Here is a 13826-nt window from a genome sequence, read left to right as displayed (position 1 = left end):
CTTTTTTCGTGTTGTGGGAATTAATTCCTTTTAGTTGGTGCAATTTAGGCATAAGGGGGCGAGTAAAAACATATCAGCGATTATTAGAATATATCGACCGCAATTTAAAATATATCAGGGATTATTGGAATATATCGACCACAACTTAAAATATATCAGCGATTATTGAAATATATCGACTTACTGACAAAAACTAACAACGATAGCAACTTAATAATAAAAAGAGGGTGTGCCAAAATTTTGGCATACCCTCTTTTATATAACGATTAATGAATATCACGTTTCTTGAAATTACCGCCTTTTACTTCTGCTACGTCATAAACTGTAATAAAGGCGTGTGGATCGATTTCATTAATAAGTTCTTTCATTTTACTTTCTTCTAAACGGTTAATTACGCAAGAAATTTCTTTGAATTTCTCTCTTGAATAACCACCGTATACTTCGTTATATGTTGCACTTCGGCCTAAACGATCGCGAATTGTTTCTACCATTAATTCAGGCTCTTTTGTAATAATTTTAAATGCTTTTGAACCACTTAAACCAACTTCAATGATATGAATCACTTTCGAAGCGATAAAGTAAGCAATTGCCGAAAGGATAGCTCCTTGAAGACCGAATACCGTTGATACGAAAATAAATACGAACATGTTTAAGAATAAAATAAGGTCACTCGTTCCAAATGGTAACTTACGAGAAAGCAATACAGCAAGCATATCGATTCCATCTAATGCCCCACCGTTACGTAATGCTAGTCCCATACCAAAACCGATGATAATACCACCAACAACTGTAACTAATAATGTATCGCCTTCAATAATAGCTGGTATTCCGTGCATGACAACGGTACCTACTGCTAATGAAGCAATTCCGATAATAGAATAAATCGCAAAGCTTTTACCGATTTGCTTATACCCTAACCAAACGAAAGGAATGTTAATAACTGCGATTAGAGCTCCTAATGGCAATCCAAATAATCTTGAACTAACGATACTTAAACCAGTCACACCACCGTCCGATACGTTATTTGGAATTAATACTGCTTCTAATCCGTACGCTGTGATAAATGCCCCAATAATAATCATCAAAGCTTTTGAAGCAATTTTTAGCTTATTGGGCTTGTTTTTGATAATTTTCTCCATATAATTTCCTCGTTTCAAACTAGTTTCTTATTTGTTACGTCATTCACACCTAAATTTTATTTTAACATTTAATTTGAAAAAATTCTCCTTTAATGGGTGTATGCAGGGAATATTATCACCATATTATCTTTAAAATATTTTTGAAATCAGTATAAGAAATCCCATCCTTTCAAAGGATGGGATGCTATTAAGAAAATATAAAACTAAGTATTGATACGAATAAAGCGAAACCTAAAATAGTTCCACATATTTTCATATGGCGCTTACGTCCCATTACGACAATCGCAACATATTCGCGAATCATTGCGTTAGGCCAGTAATAAAATGCAGTTTTTGACCCGATTCCTTGGCTATTAAGACCAGCTTGTCTAGCGTATATGCCAGCGCGGAAAAGGTGGAAATTATTTGTGGTAAAAATACTTTTATATTTACCTTCAGGTTTTAAAGAATCCATAATTTCTTTAGAGAACAACATATTTTGATATGTGTTTACAGAGCGATTTTCTTGTACTGTATGTTCAAGAGGAATTCCTTTTTCAACAGCATAATTTTGCATTGCTTCTGCCTCTGGAAGACCTTCATCTGGACCTTGACCACCAGAGAAAATAATTGTTGGTGGTGTATTTACAGCTGCTTGTTTCCAATAGAAGTCGATAGCTTTATTAATGCGGCTTGCAAGTAATGGTGGTACTTTATCATTAATTAAGCCGCTACCAAGAACGATAATGAAATCTTGATTACGTCTTGGTCTGTTGAATTGGTATAAAAAATATGCGCTTAAGAAGTTAGATAAGTGTATAAAGAAATAGAAGCTTATAAGAGAAATAGCTGCAAAAATAGGCTCTAAATGCGATGAGACCAAACTTGCTGGGTTTATGATAGGGAGTAACATAAAGAATAACATCCCTAAAGCAGCAAGGAGTGTTAAACAGTTAGTGAACCGTCTTCCTTCTCGCTTCATTAAAATTCTAGCATTAAGAAATAGCCCAAACATTAAAGCAACAATACCGAAAGGAAGCATAATAAGAAGTGCTAAAATAGGTAAAATTATAATATAGCGTAGGACATCACTACTTGAATTTACAGATATAATCACACAAAAAAGAAGGAAAAAACAGACAAAGGAATTAAATAAAAAGCCGTTTATTATTTTTCGCGGATCTTTTAAATATGAGATAAGAAAAATAATAAATAATATAAGAGGAATAATTCCGAAATACATCATAAATATAGTACACCTCAATTTGTATAAGAATTTGACATACCTTTTATATTACATGATTTTATAAGTGAAAATGAAAGAAAAAGGATTTTGAATTTTCTCAATAAAATATATGGATACATATGTTACAATATATTCAAAGCGATATATTAAAAGTAAAATGGTTGAAAAGGCACTCAGTAGAGTGCTTTTTCTTTTTGTATGCAATTGTGCATATTATATTTTTTTTCAAATGAAGAGGATTACAATATAATTTGTAGACAGACTTTATAAAGCAGAATTTAATACAAACATTTCCCTCTACTTTTTGTATCTAACAATCGTATAACAATAAATAATTCTGTTTTATAGTGTCTGTTTTTGAAAGGCACCTTTTTTTATTAGTATAGATAGTTTTCACTGTTAGCATAGTGTAAACTATCTATACTAAACATTAGCAATCTTCCGTATAAATATTATCAATTTACTATATATTCCAGTGGTGTTAACCTACATATGAAAGGCTTTCTTTTTCAAAATATTACCCCTAATAAAATTTTGAAGAAGTCAACTGTCTCCAAACTTGTCTTTATGCTTAAAGAAAAAGCACTCAAATTGAGTGCTTTTTCTTATTGAAACATGCTATTTTTCTAGGCGATTTTCATAAAATAAAAGTAAAGAAATGAAAGTGGGTGACAAAATGCCGGCAGTTGTGGAAGGTGTTATTATTGAAAACTGCAATGGAACAATTAATGTAGGTGACAAATATAACGTACAGCCGATTGAAAAGACGAAGGCTTATAATGGATCGGGATCATCAAATACAGGAATGAAAGTACAAACGTTTAGCGGGATTAGTACAGCTGATGTATGGGATAATGATGCGAATGATCAGGGGATACAGTTTACTTTATAGTACAGTATGTAAAATTGCATAAAATGATGAAGTTGCCCTATGATACAATCTAGCTGTGAGCTGTTAATGATTCTTCTGTATTATAGTTGTTAGATTAGAAATATAACATCTTATCGAAAATCATACGTACAAAAAAAGACACTTCAAACGAAGTGTCTTTTGTATTTTAGTGATATCCTTTAGCAGAGTCTTTATGAATTTTATTTTTAAAAATACTGTAGCTCCAAAGCTGATATCCAATAACGATTGGTACCATGATCATTGCAACGAAGAACATAATTTTTAAGTTTAATTGACTACCAGCTGCGTTGTATAACGTTGTACTGTATGCATCGTTAATACGAGATGGTAACATTCTTGGGAACATACCTGCAAAGCCAGTTGTCATAAACATTGCGATTGTTAGGCAAATGAATGTGAATGCAAGGCCAATTTTATGTTTGTACACCATAATAAGTGCGAGTACACTCATTAGCATTGCAAGTACTGGAAGAATGAATAGTACCGGATATTCCGTAAAGTTTTGGAATAAGTTTGTCCGATTAGCAGTTGCTACATAGAAGATAGCTAAAATAATAGCAGCTGCCATTGAAAATGGTCTTGCGATTTTATAAGCACGATCAGATACTTCACCAGTCGTTTTAATCATGACCCAAAGGGCACCGGATACGACAAATATAGCAGTGAAGAAAAGACCACCTAATATACCGTAATGGTTTAGTAAGCTAAGTAAATTTCCTTCATAGCCATTTTTTCCGATTTGTAGTCCGTAATAAAGATTAGCGAATGTAACACCGAATAAGAAGGCGATTAGGAAACTGCCAATTGCAAATGCCCATTTACAAGTTTTTTGCCAAATTGGTGAATCATCTTTATGCATGAATTCCAGTCCAGCGGCACGAGCAAATAGTGCAAGTAATACTAAGAATAACGGTGTATATAAATAACTAAACATATTAGCATATGTGACTGGGAAGGCAGCAAATGTTGCGCCACCAGCTGTAATTAACCATACTTCATTACCGCCCCAGAACGGGCCAATTGCTTCTTGTAATTGATTTCGTTCTTGTCGGTCTTTCGTAACGAAAGGAAAAATCATTCCGTTACCAAGTGCATACCCGTCAAGAATGAAGTAAACTGTCCAAATCACGCCCCATAAACCGAACCAGATGATTGCAAGCATATCATGAGACATGAGCCACACCTCCCTCAGTAGCAGGTTCTTCTAATGCGGCAGGTCCTTTTTTCGCGAACTTTAGCATTAAGTATACGTCTGCAATTAAAAGTAAAGTGTAGAATAAAATTAAACTAATTAATGAGAACCAAATTTGCGGGACAGATATAGGTGATACAGATTCTGCTGTACGCATTAGTTTATATACTGTCCATGGTTGACGACCTACTTCAGCGACAATCCATCCTGCGTTAATTGCGATATAAGGAAGTAAGACAGACCATATTGTAATTTTTAAATAACGTTTTGAGTTTTCTAGTTTTCCTTTTCGGTTTAAATAGAAGCCATACCAAGTTAATGCCATAAAGAACATACCGAGTGCAACCATTAAGCGGAAGCTATAATACACAAGGTTAACATTTGGACGTTCATCTTTCGGAATATCTTTTAAACCAACAATTTCGCCATCAAATGAATTTGTGTAGAAGAAGCTTCCGAGTTTTGGAATCGTAAGGAATTCAAAGTTCTTCTCATTTTTTACATCAGGAATTTGAACAATTGAGAAGCCTTGTCCTTTTCCAGTTTCCCAAACTGCTTCCATCGCAGCTCCTTTTGCGGGTTGATATTTAGCTGCTGATACACCAGATTGATGTCCCATAAACGGTGTAATTGTTGCGGCGAATAAGCCTAACATTAAACCAAACTTAAATGATTTTTTGAAGAATTCTACTTCATTTTTACGTAATAAGTGATAGGCACTAATTGCCATAACGAAGAAAGCACCTACGATATAACAACCAACTACAGTATGGAAGAACATATTCCAAGCGTATGGATTCGTAACGAGTGCCCAGAAATCATTTAATTCAGCGCGGCCGTTACGTACTACGTAGCCAACAGGGTTTTGCATAAAGCCGTTTGCTGTAATAATCCAAAGGGCGGAAATGTTTGTTCCAAGTGCAACCATCCACATACAGAAGGCACGGAACTTTGGTGAAATTTTGTCTTTACCGAATAACCATATTCCCATGAAAGTAGATTCTAAGAAGAAGGCAACAAGTGCTTCGATTGCGAGAGGTGATCCGAAAATGTCTCCCATATATTTGGAGTACTCAGACCAGTTTGTTCCAAATTGAAATTCCATCGTAATCCCGGTTATAATCCCCATTACGAAGTTAATTGTAAATAATTTACCCCAGAAATTTGCCATTTTACGGTATGTTGGATTCAATGTGCGGGCGTATTGAGTTTCCATACATGCTACTAAAATGACAAGTCCGATTGTCAAAGGTACAAATAAAAAGTGATAAAAAATAGTAATTGCAAATTGAAAACGACTCAGTAACAGAACGTCGGACATAATAAATATTCACTCCTTTTTTACATTATCTACAATCAGTTTATAGTGAAAATACGTTTAAAGTATGTGAAACTTGTTACAAAGCTGTGTGTATATTTTGAAAGAATTATGTCGATTATCTGAAAATATCTTATTTTTACTATAAAGCGATATCCTTTTTGAGTTTTTCATATTTTGGTACACTATTTATGTAGTGTAAATGAGAGAAAAGAGGGTCCTTTACTATGAAGTCATTAGAAGAGATTTTGCAGTACAATGAGAAATTTGTTGAAGAGAAAAAATATGAAGAGTTTGTAGCGGGGAAATTTCCAAACAAAAAGATGGTAATTATTTCTTGTATGGATACACGACTTGTTGAACTATTACCGAAAGCGATGAATATGCGTAACGGTGATGTGAAAATTATTAAAGTAGCAGGCGCTGTTATTTCACATCCATTTGGAAGTATTATGCGTAGTATTTTAGTCGCTGTATACGAACTTGGTGCTGATGAAGTATGTGTAGTTGGTCACCATGATTGTGGTATGGCAAAAATTCAAGCAAGGAGTACGATTGAGAAAATGAAAGAACGCGGTATAACAGAAGAGAAATTAGATATGCTTCGTTATTCTGGAATCGATTTAGAACAATTCTTGCGCGGTTTCTCTAGTGTGGAAGAAAGTGTAGAACATAGCGTATCGGTACTTCGCAACCACCCATTACTTCCGGAAGAAGTACCTGTTCACGGTCTTGTTATAGATCCTGATACAGGAAAATTAGATTTAGTTGTGAATGGTTACGACAATTAAGAATTTACTTTGTCATCCTTTTTATCTGGGACAGGATCAAATCCTCCCGGGTGGAAAGGGTGACATTTTAATATACGCTTACAAGTAAGCCAAAAGCCTTTGAGTGCACCATGTTTTTGAAACGCCTCTAATCCATAATGAGAACAAGTTGGATAAAAGCGGCATGTTGGTGGTGTCATCGGAGAAATGAACTTTTGATAAAAGCGTATAATCCCAATAAAAATCTGTTTCATAACGGTCTCCTTTTCAGCATACTCTTAAAGTATTATAGCACGACTGTACATAATACTTTACTAATGTGCATTTCCGTTATATCATATTGGATATAACGGAATTAAATTAAAAGCGGGAGAGATGTTGTATGCCATCAGTAGAAAGCTTTGAATTAGATCATACGATTGTAAAGGCACCTTATGTAAGACATTGCGGAGTTCACAATGTAGGTAGTGACGGTATTGTAAATAAATTTGATATTCGTTTCTGTCAACCGAATAAACAAGCAATGAAACCAGATGTTATTCATACGTTAGAGCATTTATTAGCATTTAATTTACGTAAATATATTGATCGTTATCCGCATTTTGATATTATCGATATTTCACCGATGGGCTGCCAAACAGGATATTATCTTGTAGTGAGCGGAACGCCGACAGTTCGAGAAATCATTGATTTATTAGAACTAACATTAAAAGATGCGGTTCAAATTACAGAAATTCCGGCTGCAAATGAAACGCAATGTGGTCAAGCGAAGCTTCACGACTTAGAAGGAGCACAACGCTTAATGAACTTCTGGTTAAGCCAAGATAAAGATGAACTTGAGAAAGTTTTTGGATAAAAAGAAAAACTGCCTGTGAAAGGGCAGTTTTTTTATTGTGCTAAGAGCGGCCATACTCTTCTTTTTTATGAAAATATATTAGATACTCCAACATATAAAACAAAGGCAGAACAGAGAAAATAAATAAATGCTTTCGTTTTTTGCTGCTGCTTTATTTCATCGATTCCAAAAAGGATACACATAATACTTAAAAGGATGAACACGTAAGGTAAAAGAATAGTGAAGTTTGCAAAGAAGCTAAATAGGGCGAGAGAAAGAGCGATAGTGGCGATTATAATTCGAATGTTTTTTAACATGGAATCCCCCTTAGTAGAAAGACATAGTTACTGAGAGAAAATAATTATAAATGCTAAATTGGTCAAAATTTCATTCTACATGTAGTGAAAGTAGTTCGATATTAAGAAGAAGAATATAAGACCAGAAACGAAAAAATACGGGATACTCATTGATTTTCGTCCGGATTTTAATTCATTAATTCCTAGAAGAATAAAGGAACAACTGAGAATAAATTGTAAGTATGGAAGAAGTGAAAAATTATCGGTAACATGGACATAAGTGCTTAAAGTGAGTAAGAGAAGCATGAGAAATGCTAAAAAAATCCGTAATATAGTTAGAGTTAGCATTGTATGGCCTCCTTTAGACCATTTACTAGAATATTTCTGTGAAACCAATAAATAAAGCAGCGGCTCCTGCTAGTAGAGCGAGCAGACTACCTCCTGTTTGTCGTTTTAATATTTCCTCTAAACTTATGGTGAGGGCCATACCTCCTAAAAAGATGAACATATAAGGCATTATTTCTCTACTACCAGTAAAAAATCCATAGGTTGCTATACATAAGGCAATAAGTGATAAAGTAATCCGGACTCCTTTTAGCATAAAAGACCTCCTCTATTTTATGTAGGTAATAATGAGAACAATCCAAATGAAGGCACCAGCAATAATACAAATAAGTCCAGTTGCTAATTCCTTTTTCTTTATTTGTTCAAATGCGATGAGAAACATTAAAACCCCTAATAGAAATTATGAAAGAGGTACAAATTTATTTTGACCTGTATATAATCCAATTGCCGACATAACGATCACAGTGAGGGCGATTGTGATGCGGAGTATACGAAGCATATTATGAATCCTCCTTATTCTTTTTTGTATAAGGATTATCTTCTAGTTTATCGACCGAATGTTTATAAGCATAGCCTTTATTAATTGTCATGATGGAGAGTACGAGGATGATTAGGACGATGATAATACCGATAATTAATATTTTGAACATAAAACCCCTCCTTTTCTTTATTTTACATAATTTTGTAATTGATGAAAACAATAGAAATTAAAAGGATGAAAGAAGGGTGTTACATGGATACGAAAAAAACATATTATATATCAATAGGAAACGGTCAAATTTCACAAGTGAAGACGGCGGATACTTATAATTTTGAGATTTCCGCAAATGATGAAGAAATTACGGAATTAAGAGAGCACTTCGATCAAGCATATGTAGAAGATTTAGGGTCATTTGTACGCTCCCACGTTCCATTTGTTGAGTATCATCACGATTCAAATAATGACCGATATGATGAACAACTACAAAAAGCATATAAAATGATTTATGATTTAGGAAATCATGAGACGAAAGAATTAGTCGCGCAAATGGGAATAATCAATGGATTGTAATTGGATAATATTATGCAGAAAAGCGAGAATATGCTACAATTTGTGGTAGGAAAAACTTGTAACCATCAATAGGGGAGTAATGGCATGTACAAATTTAAAGATTATTACCACAACACTGTACAATTATCGTTTGAACGTTATCCATTTTCTCCTGAGCCAAAGCATGTTTGGGTTGTATGCCGGTACGGGGATCAATGGTTATTAACGCATCATTTACGTCGCGGTCTTGAATTTCCAGGTGGTAAAGTAGAACTAGGGGAAACACCGGAAGAAGCGGCAGTTCGAGAGGTTCATGAAGAAACCGGCGGCATAGTTTCTGATTTAACTTACTTAGGACAATACAAAGTATCTGGAAAAGACAAAATAATCATTAAAAACATTTATTTTGCAACAATTAGTGCGGTAGAAGAACATACGCATTACGAAGAAACGAAAGGGTCTGTTTTATTAAAAGACATTCCTGACAACATTAAAACGAATAGAAAATTTAGCTTTATAATGCGCGATGACGTATTAGCGCGTACGATGAAACATATAGAAGAAATCGGCTGTTTTACGAAGTAAAGTAGCCGGTTTCTTTTTTTGTATGTAAGAATAAATGTAAATATATCTTTATATTATTTTGGGTATATTATACAATTTTGTAAAGATATATTTACATTTTAGGAGGGGAAAGATGGATAAAAGAAACGACTGTTACTGTTTCGATGGTTAAATTAAACTTTTCTTTATTTTTTATAATAATTGCTTTGTCGTTTGGAATTGGTTATTTGCATATATTTCTTTCAGGTGGGGGCGGATTAAAGTTTCACTTTATCTCCACCTCTAAAAACGAAAGCACCTCCAACAAATCATCTACGATACGTGAATGCTTAAAATTCCCCCAAAACGAATCTTTTTTCCAAACACCAAGAATCCCTACTTGTTCAGAACCAAGCACATCGTTTTCTGGATGATCTCCAACATAAAGACATTCTTCTGCCTTCACATCTAGTCTTTGCAAAGCACGTTCGAAAATTTCAGGATGAGGTTTTTTAATTCCTTCAGCTTCCGAAACGAGAATGGCGTTTGTATACGTATGTATATGTAGTGCTCGAAGGTTGCTCATCTAAAATTCAGTAAAACCATTTGTAATAATACCAATTTTAATGTTTCGCTGTTTTAACTGTTGAAGTAGTTCATGCGTGTTTTTGAAAGGAATACAATGATGTTGGAAGTTTGTAATATAGTCGTGTAGTAGTTGCTCTTGCGTTAAAGTAGTAATGTTGTATTCGGAAAGGAGAGTAGCATATACTTTATCCTTCCACGTATAGCCATTATTATCGAGTTCAAGAAATCGAGAACAATACTCTGATTTCTCTATGCTCTTCAAATGTGAGGCGAAGCGATTATATTGCTCACAAATAAATTGTTCTAAAGATTGGCGCCGATCTAATAGTGTTCCATCTAAGTCGAATAAGATTGCACGAATCATGGGAAGCCTCCTTGCAGTTTTTATAATTAATTATCGCATATTCGCAAAAAAATGATTATGATATTTTGTAGAATGGAATAATGGGGGATTGTATGAAGAAACTGTATGGCAAGTTAGTGTGTTGTATTATAGCAAGCAGTTTAGTTGCAGGATGCGAGAGTGCTATCGAGGTTACGAAAGAAAAAGAAATTTGTAAAACAGAAGAAGAGTGCACGCAAATAGGAGATAAAACATTACAAAAAGTATATAAAAAGATAGAGGGACTTTCAGAACTTGAAAAAGTAGAGGATTATGACATAGAAGAGTATGAAAGTATGAATATGAAAGAGGCGGAACAGAAAAAAGAAGAGGATGACAATTACTTCTTTTTAGCTTCTTATTATATCGATGATGATGAAATTGTAGATCCTTATTTTGAAAAATTGGATCGTAAGAGATTGAATAAAGTTTTTGCAGATGACGAAGTAGCAAAAGATGATTTGTTAAGCCAGCGACAAGATAGAGAGTATCATGAAACGTTATGGGACATGTATCGCACTCTCATTCCAGTGAAATATCGTGAGAATATAACGGGGGTGGATTTAATAACGGATGGTTATGACGGCGTTGTTGCCCATGTCATGCCAAGTATGGATGACCCGAGAGATTGGTTGCTTAGTTTAGACGTGCTCGATTCTGGGGTGAATATAGATGAAGTGATGAAAACATTAATTCATGAAACGGCTCACGTATTAACGATTGGGCATAAACAAGTACCAGTGGATAGGAAATATTTAGAGGCGTTTGATGAAGAGAAAGACATTTCATCATATCGAAATAAATGTAACACGGTGTTCTTGAAAAATGGATGTGCGAGAAAAACTTCGTATATTAACCAATTTTATAATGAATTTTGGAAACCAATTGAGCAAGAGTGGACAGAAAAGAAAGTAGAAGAAAGTGAAGAGGCACAAATTAAATTTTATAAAGAAAAGCATGATGAGTTTGTATCGCTGTATGGAACAACAAATGTAACGGAAGATATCGCAGATACATTTACAGCGTTCATTTTACAAGATTCAAAAAAGGTGAAAGAAGGAACAGAGTTAAAATATAAGAAAATTGCTTTCTTCTATCAGTTTCCTGAGCTTGTAAAAATGAGAGCGGAAGTGCTGTCGGGATTATATGGTGTTTCAAAAACGATAGAACAACAAAGTGGAGACTAATGTGAGTTATGCATTCGATATAGTTTCGTTAAAGAAAAGCGTGAAGAATTTTTAATTCTTTGCGTTTTTTTATGTTGATAAAATTGAAAATTCTGTATTTTATTAAAAAGAAGAAGGAACTTGCGGTATAAAATAGAATTAGTATAAAAATGTCACAATTTAGACACAATTATAATGCGCGTGTTGTAGGGACTATAAGTTTACTCTCGAGGAGGTAATGAAACGTATGAAAACGATTCTTGCTGTTGCTGGTCTCATTTGGGTAATGTCTCACGGTTTTCCGATTTTTGAAGGGGAGCAAATTCGTAGTGCTTTGAATGAAAAGTTTAATGATTATCATGTGATAGATCGAAAAGATAATGTCGTTACAGTACGTGTGAAAGACTGTTTCCATACAGTTACGGTTGCGGATGGAAACATTACAAATGAAACGAAAATGTGTGATAAAAGGTAAAAGAAAGAAGCTGACTATAGCGCACTGTTTTGAGTCAGCTTCTTTTTCTTTTTCCAATTAGAATTTTTTCAAATGCCTCAACAAATACATACATAAGAGTTGCAAGAACACATGTGAGTAGTACGCTAAGTAAGACGAGTGTGAAGTTAAAGACTTGGAATCCGTAGCTAATTAAGTAGCCAAGTCCTTGTTTGGAAACGAGAAGTTCTCCGAAAATAACACCGACCCAGGATAAACCAACATTTACTTTTAACGTTGAGATAATTGCTGGAAAGGATGCAGGGAGAACGACTTGCTTATAACATTGCCATTTATTTGCGCCAAATGTGTCCATCACTTTTATATAGTTAGAATCGACTTCTTGAAATGCACTGTAAATAACGAGAATGGTAATGATGATGGAAATGATTACTCCCATTGCGATAGAAGATGAAATGTTTGGACCGAAAATAACGATGATGATTGGACCGAGTGCAACTTTTGGCATTGCATTTAGAACGACGAGGTAAGGATCAAGTACGCGGGCTAGAAGTGGCATCCACCAAAGAAACGTGGCAATAATAGCACCGAGTACCGTTCCGAGAATGAAGCCTACTCCTGTTTCCAGCAATGTCGTCCATATGTGGGCCCAAAGTGAACCGTCGATCCATTTCGTTAAGAAGAGGTCCCAAATACTCGAAGGAGAACTAAAGAGTAAAGGATCGATCCATTCTTTTTTGCTAGCTATTTCCCATAGTGCAAAGAAAAGAATAAGTAGTAAAAGCTGTAATGAGCGAGCAATCCAAGCACGCCTGCGTTCTTTCTTTCGAAATTGTTCATGTAGTTGTTTTATATTATCCAAGTCGTTCCAGCTCCTTCCATATATCTTGAAAGAGGGCTGGGAAATCGTAGTGATGGCGTGCTTCTAACGGTGATAAAGAACGGATACTTTCCGGGACGATAAAGGTTTTTGCGATTTTTCCAGGATTCGCTTGAAGTAAATAAATACGATCACTCATCGCAATCGCCTCTTCAATATCGTGAGTAACAAGTAGTGATGTTTTCTTATATTTATTTAGTAAGTTGAAAACGAGTTCTTCTAGTTTTAATTTCGTTTGATAATCGAGTGCGGAGAATGGTTCATCTAGTAATAAAATTTTCGGATCAGTTGCTAACGTTCGAACGAGAGCAGCACGTTGACGCATACCGCCGGATAGTTCACGAGGATATTGTCCTTCTACCCCATGTAGACCGACTTGTTGTAAAAGATTTAAAGTATGTTCTTTCATCTGTTCATCATAAATCTTTCGAATATGAAGTCCAAGCATAATATTTTCTTCAATCGTTTTCCACGGGAATAAGTAATCTTGCTGCAACATATATCCCATAGATGAAGTTTTCGTTGTAATTGGTTCACCATCTAAAAAGACGATACCATCAATTGGATCAAGTAGTCCAGCAATGATTGAGAGGAGCGTTGTTTTACCGCAACCACTTGGGCCGAGTATAGAAATAAATTCGCCTTCTTCCACTTGTAAGCTCATATCTTCGAGAATAAGTTTGGCATTCTCTTTTGCGAAAAAACAGTGAGAAACGTTACGTATTTGTAAAAAACTCATACACTTCGCCT

General features: G+C 34.8%; 17 protein-coding genes and 3 pseudogenes. 8 read left to right on the top strand and 12 right to left on the bottom strand.

The features are described 5' to 3' along the window. Window positions 1-266 precede the first annotated feature (266 nt). Both NST86_RS24580 and NST86_RS24575 read right to left on the bottom strand, forming a co-directional pair. A complete protein-coding gene (locus NST86_RS24580; RefSeq protein ID WP_340934527.1) occupies window positions 267-1139 on the bottom strand; it encodes a YitT family protein in 873 nt (290 codons plus the stop codon). Window positions 1140-1326: 187 nt separating this feature from the next. Next, window positions 1327-2364, bottom strand: coding sequence for a YdcF family protein (locus tag NST86_RS24575; RefSeq protein WP_000990101.1), 1038 nt, complete (start codon window positions 2362-2364; stop codon window positions 1327-1329). 658 nt (window positions 2365-3022) lie between these two features. On the opposite strand from NST86_RS24575, the gene NST86_RS24570 reads away from it, so the two are divergent. Next, window positions 3023-3256 carry a spore germination protein gene (locus NST86_RS24570; protein WP_002001299.1) on the top strand — a complete coding sequence of 78 codons (234 nt, stop codon included), beginning with the start codon at window positions 3023-3025 and terminating at the stop codon, window positions 3254-3256. Window positions 3257-3422: 166 nt separating this feature from the next. On the opposite strand, the gene cydB is transcribed toward NST86_RS24570, so the two are convergent. Continuing rightward, window positions 3423-4451: a cytochrome d ubiquinol oxidase subunit II gene (cydB, locus tag NST86_RS24565; RefSeq protein WP_000017658.1), complete on the bottom strand. Its 1029-nt coding sequence runs from the start codon at window positions 4449-4451 to the stop codon at window positions 3423-3425. Then, window positions 4441-5790 carry a cytochrome ubiquinol oxidase subunit I gene (gene cydA / locus NST86_RS24560; protein ID WP_001286188.1) on the bottom strand — a complete coding sequence of 450 codons (1350 nt, stop codon included), beginning with the start codon at window positions 5788-5790 and terminating at the stop codon, window positions 4441-4443. The genes cydB and cydA overlap by 11 nt, the downstream gene beginning before the upstream one ends. 224 nt (window positions 5791-6014) lie before the next feature. Between cydA and NST86_RS24555 the strand changes: the two genes are divergently transcribed. After that, complete coding sequence (locus tag NST86_RS24555; protein ID WP_000838158.1) at window positions 6015-6578, top strand: beta-class carbonic anhydrase; 564 nt, start codon at window positions 6015-6017, stop codon at window positions 6576-6578. Here NST86_RS24555 and yidD read toward each other — a convergent pair. Then, window positions 6575-6811: a membrane protein insertion efficiency factor YidD gene (gene yidD, locus NST86_RS24550; protein WP_000809334.1), complete on the bottom strand. Its 237-nt coding sequence runs from the start codon at window positions 6809-6811 to the stop codon at window positions 6575-6577. The two genes, NST86_RS24555 and yidD, sit on opposite strands and share 4 nt — an antisense overlap. Window positions 6812-6939: 128 nt before the next feature. Between yidD and luxS the strand changes: the two genes are divergently transcribed. Beyond that, window positions 6940-7413: an S-ribosylhomocysteine lyase LuxS gene (luxS, locus tag NST86_RS24545; RefSeq protein ID WP_001141371.1), complete on the top strand. Its 474-nt coding sequence runs from the start codon at window positions 6940-6942 to the stop codon at window positions 7411-7413. 65 nt (window positions 7414-7478) lie between these two features. Here luxS and NST86_RS24540 read toward each other — a convergent pair whose 3' ends face one another. The 4 genes and pseudogenes from NST86_RS24540 to ytzI form a co-directional block, all read right to left on the bottom strand. Continuing rightward, window positions 7479-7709, bottom strand: coding sequence for a YczI family protein (locus NST86_RS24540; RefSeq protein ID WP_000916676.1), 231 nt, complete (start codon window positions 7707-7709; stop codon window positions 7479-7481). Between the two features lie 352 nt (window positions 7710-8061). After that, a complete protein-coding gene (locus NST86_RS24535) occupies window positions 8062-8289 on the bottom strand; it encodes a DUF3953 domain-containing protein (protein WP_000912057.1) in 228 nt (75 codons plus the stop codon). A gap of 12 nt (window positions 8290-8301) precedes the next feature. After that, window positions 8302-8532: pseudogene (locus NST86_RS24530) on the bottom strand (DUF3953 domain-containing protein). Window position 8533: 1 nt separating this feature from the next. Next, window positions 8534-8683 (bottom strand): YtzI protein, encoded by a 150-nt coding sequence (gene ytzI / locus NST86_RS24525; RefSeq protein ID WP_000472790.1) that lies wholly within the window; start codon window positions 8681-8683, stop codon window positions 8534-8536. Window positions 8684-8766: 83 nt separating this feature from the next. Between ytzI and NST86_RS24520 the strand changes: the two genes are divergently transcribed. From NST86_RS24520 to NST86_RS24510, 3 genes and pseudogenes are all read left to right on the top strand, one after another. Next, window positions 8767-9084, top strand: a complete 318-nt coding sequence (locus tag NST86_RS24520) for a hypothetical protein (protein WP_000379942.1) — start codon at window positions 8767-8769, stop codon at window positions 9082-9084. 84 nt (window positions 9085-9168) lie between these two features. After that, on the top strand, window positions 9169-9648 hold the full coding sequence (gene mutTA, locus NST86_RS24515; protein ID WP_000276385.1) for an antimutator 8-oxo-(dGTP/GTP)ase: 480 nt from the start codon (window positions 9169-9171) through the stop codon (window positions 9646-9648). A gap of 143 nt (window positions 9649-9791) precedes the next feature. Continuing rightward, window positions 9792-9878: pseudogene (locus tag NST86_RS24510) on the top strand (DUF3267 domain-containing protein); the annotation flags it as partial. A gap of 14 nt (window positions 9879-9892) precedes the next feature. Here NST86_RS24510 and NST86_RS24505 read toward each other — a convergent pair. Next, a pseudogene (locus NST86_RS24505) lies at window positions 9893-10558 on the bottom strand (HAD family hydrolase). A gap of 92 nt (window positions 10559-10650) precedes the next feature. On the opposite strand from NST86_RS24505, the gene NST86_RS24500 reads away from it, so the two are divergent. Both NST86_RS24500 and NST86_RS24495 read left to right on the top strand, forming a co-directional pair. Then, a complete protein-coding gene (locus NST86_RS24500; RefSeq protein WP_061664563.1) occupies window positions 10651-11763 on the top strand; it encodes a hypothetical protein in 1113 nt (370 codons plus the stop codon). A gap of 226 nt (window positions 11764-11989) precedes the next feature. After that, entirely contained in the window at window positions 11990-12217 is a 228-nt protein-coding gene (locus tag NST86_RS24495; RefSeq protein ID WP_000849112.1) for a hypothetical protein, read from the top strand. Between the two features lie 34 nt (window positions 12218-12251). Here the strand turns inward: NST86_RS24495 and NST86_RS24490 are convergent, their stop codons facing one another. Next, complete coding sequence (locus NST86_RS24490; protein ID WP_016118773.1) at window positions 12252-13058, bottom strand: ABC transporter permease; 807 nt, start codon at window positions 13056-13058, stop codon at window positions 12252-12254. Beyond that, window positions 13051-13815, bottom strand: coding sequence for an ABC transporter ATP-binding protein (locus tag NST86_RS24485; RefSeq protein ID WP_000009029.1), 765 nt, complete (start codon window positions 13813-13815; stop codon window positions 13051-13053). Before NST86_RS24485 ends, NST86_RS24490 begins: the two co-directional genes overlap by 8 nt. Between the last annotated feature and the right edge of the window lie 11 nt (window positions 13816-13826).

This window comes from Bacillus sp. FSL L8-0199 (assembly GCF_038005705.1).
GTDB lineage: Bacteria > Bacillota > Bacilli > Bacillales > Bacillaceae_G > Bacillus_A > Bacillus_A cereus.
Note: the sequence above shows the minus strand (reverse complement) of the source record. Positions and strands in the feature narration are given on the sequence as shown.

Excerpts from the sequence above, each read along its gene's own strand:
- NST86_RS24555 (WP_000838158.1), top strand. The coding sequence starts at position 6,015 with ATGAAGTCATTAGAAGAGATTTTGCAGTACAATGAGAAATTTGTTGAA.
- luxS (WP_001141371.1), top strand. The coding sequence starts at position 6,940 with ATGCCATCAGTAGAAAGCTTTGAATTAGATCATACGATTGTAAAGGCA.
- NST86_RS24500 (WP_061664563.1), top strand. The coding sequence starts at position 10,651 with ATGAAGAAACTGTATGGCAAGTTAGTGTGTTGTATTATAGCAAGCAGT.
- ytzI (WP_000472790.1), bottom strand. The coding sequence starts at position 8,683 with ATGTTCAAAATATTAATTATCGGTATTATCATCGTCCTAATCATCCTC.
- NST86_RS24520 (WP_000379942.1), top strand. The coding sequence starts at position 8,767 with ATGGATACGAAAAAAACATATTATATATCAATAGGAAACGGTCAAATT.
- mutTA (WP_000276385.1), top strand. The coding sequence starts at position 9,169 with ATGTACAAATTTAAAGATTATTACCACAACACTGTACAATTATCGTTT.
- NST86_RS24485 (WP_000009029.1), bottom strand. The coding sequence starts at position 13,815 with ATGAGTTTTTTACAAATACGTAACGTTTCTCACTGTTTTTTCGCAAAA.
- NST86_RS24580 (WP_340934527.1), bottom strand. The coding sequence starts at position 1,139 with ATGGAGAAAATTATCAAAAACAAGCCCAATAAGCTAAAAATTGCTTCA.
- yidD (WP_000809334.1), bottom strand. The coding sequence starts at position 6,811 with ATGAAACAGATTTTTATTGGGATTATACGCTTTTATCAAAAGTTCATT.
- cydB (WP_000017658.1), bottom strand. The coding sequence starts at position 4,451 with ATGTCTCATGATATGCTTGCAATCATCTGGTTCGGTTTATGGGGCGTG.
- NST86_RS24575 (WP_000990101.1), bottom strand. The coding sequence starts at position 2,364 with ATGATGTATTTCGGAATTATTCCTCTTATATTATTTATTATTTTTCTT.
- NST86_RS24495 (WP_000849112.1), top strand. The coding sequence starts at position 11,990 with ATGAAAACGATTCTTGCTGTTGCTGGTCTCATTTGGGTAATGTCTCAC.
- cydA (WP_001286188.1), bottom strand. The coding sequence starts at position 5,790 with ATGTCCGACGTTCTGTTACTGAGTCGTTTTCAATTTGCAATTACTATT.
- NST86_RS24570 (WP_002001299.1), top strand. The coding sequence starts at position 3,023 with ATGAAAGTGGGTGACAAAATGCCGGCAGTTGTGGAAGGTGTTATTATT.
- NST86_RS24540 (WP_000916676.1), bottom strand. The coding sequence starts at position 7,709 with ATGTTAAAAAACATTCGAATTATAATCGCCACTATCGCTCTTTCTCTC.
- NST86_RS24535 (WP_000912057.1), bottom strand. The coding sequence starts at position 8,289 with ATGCTAAAAGGAGTCCGGATTACTTTATCACTTATTGCCTTATGTATA.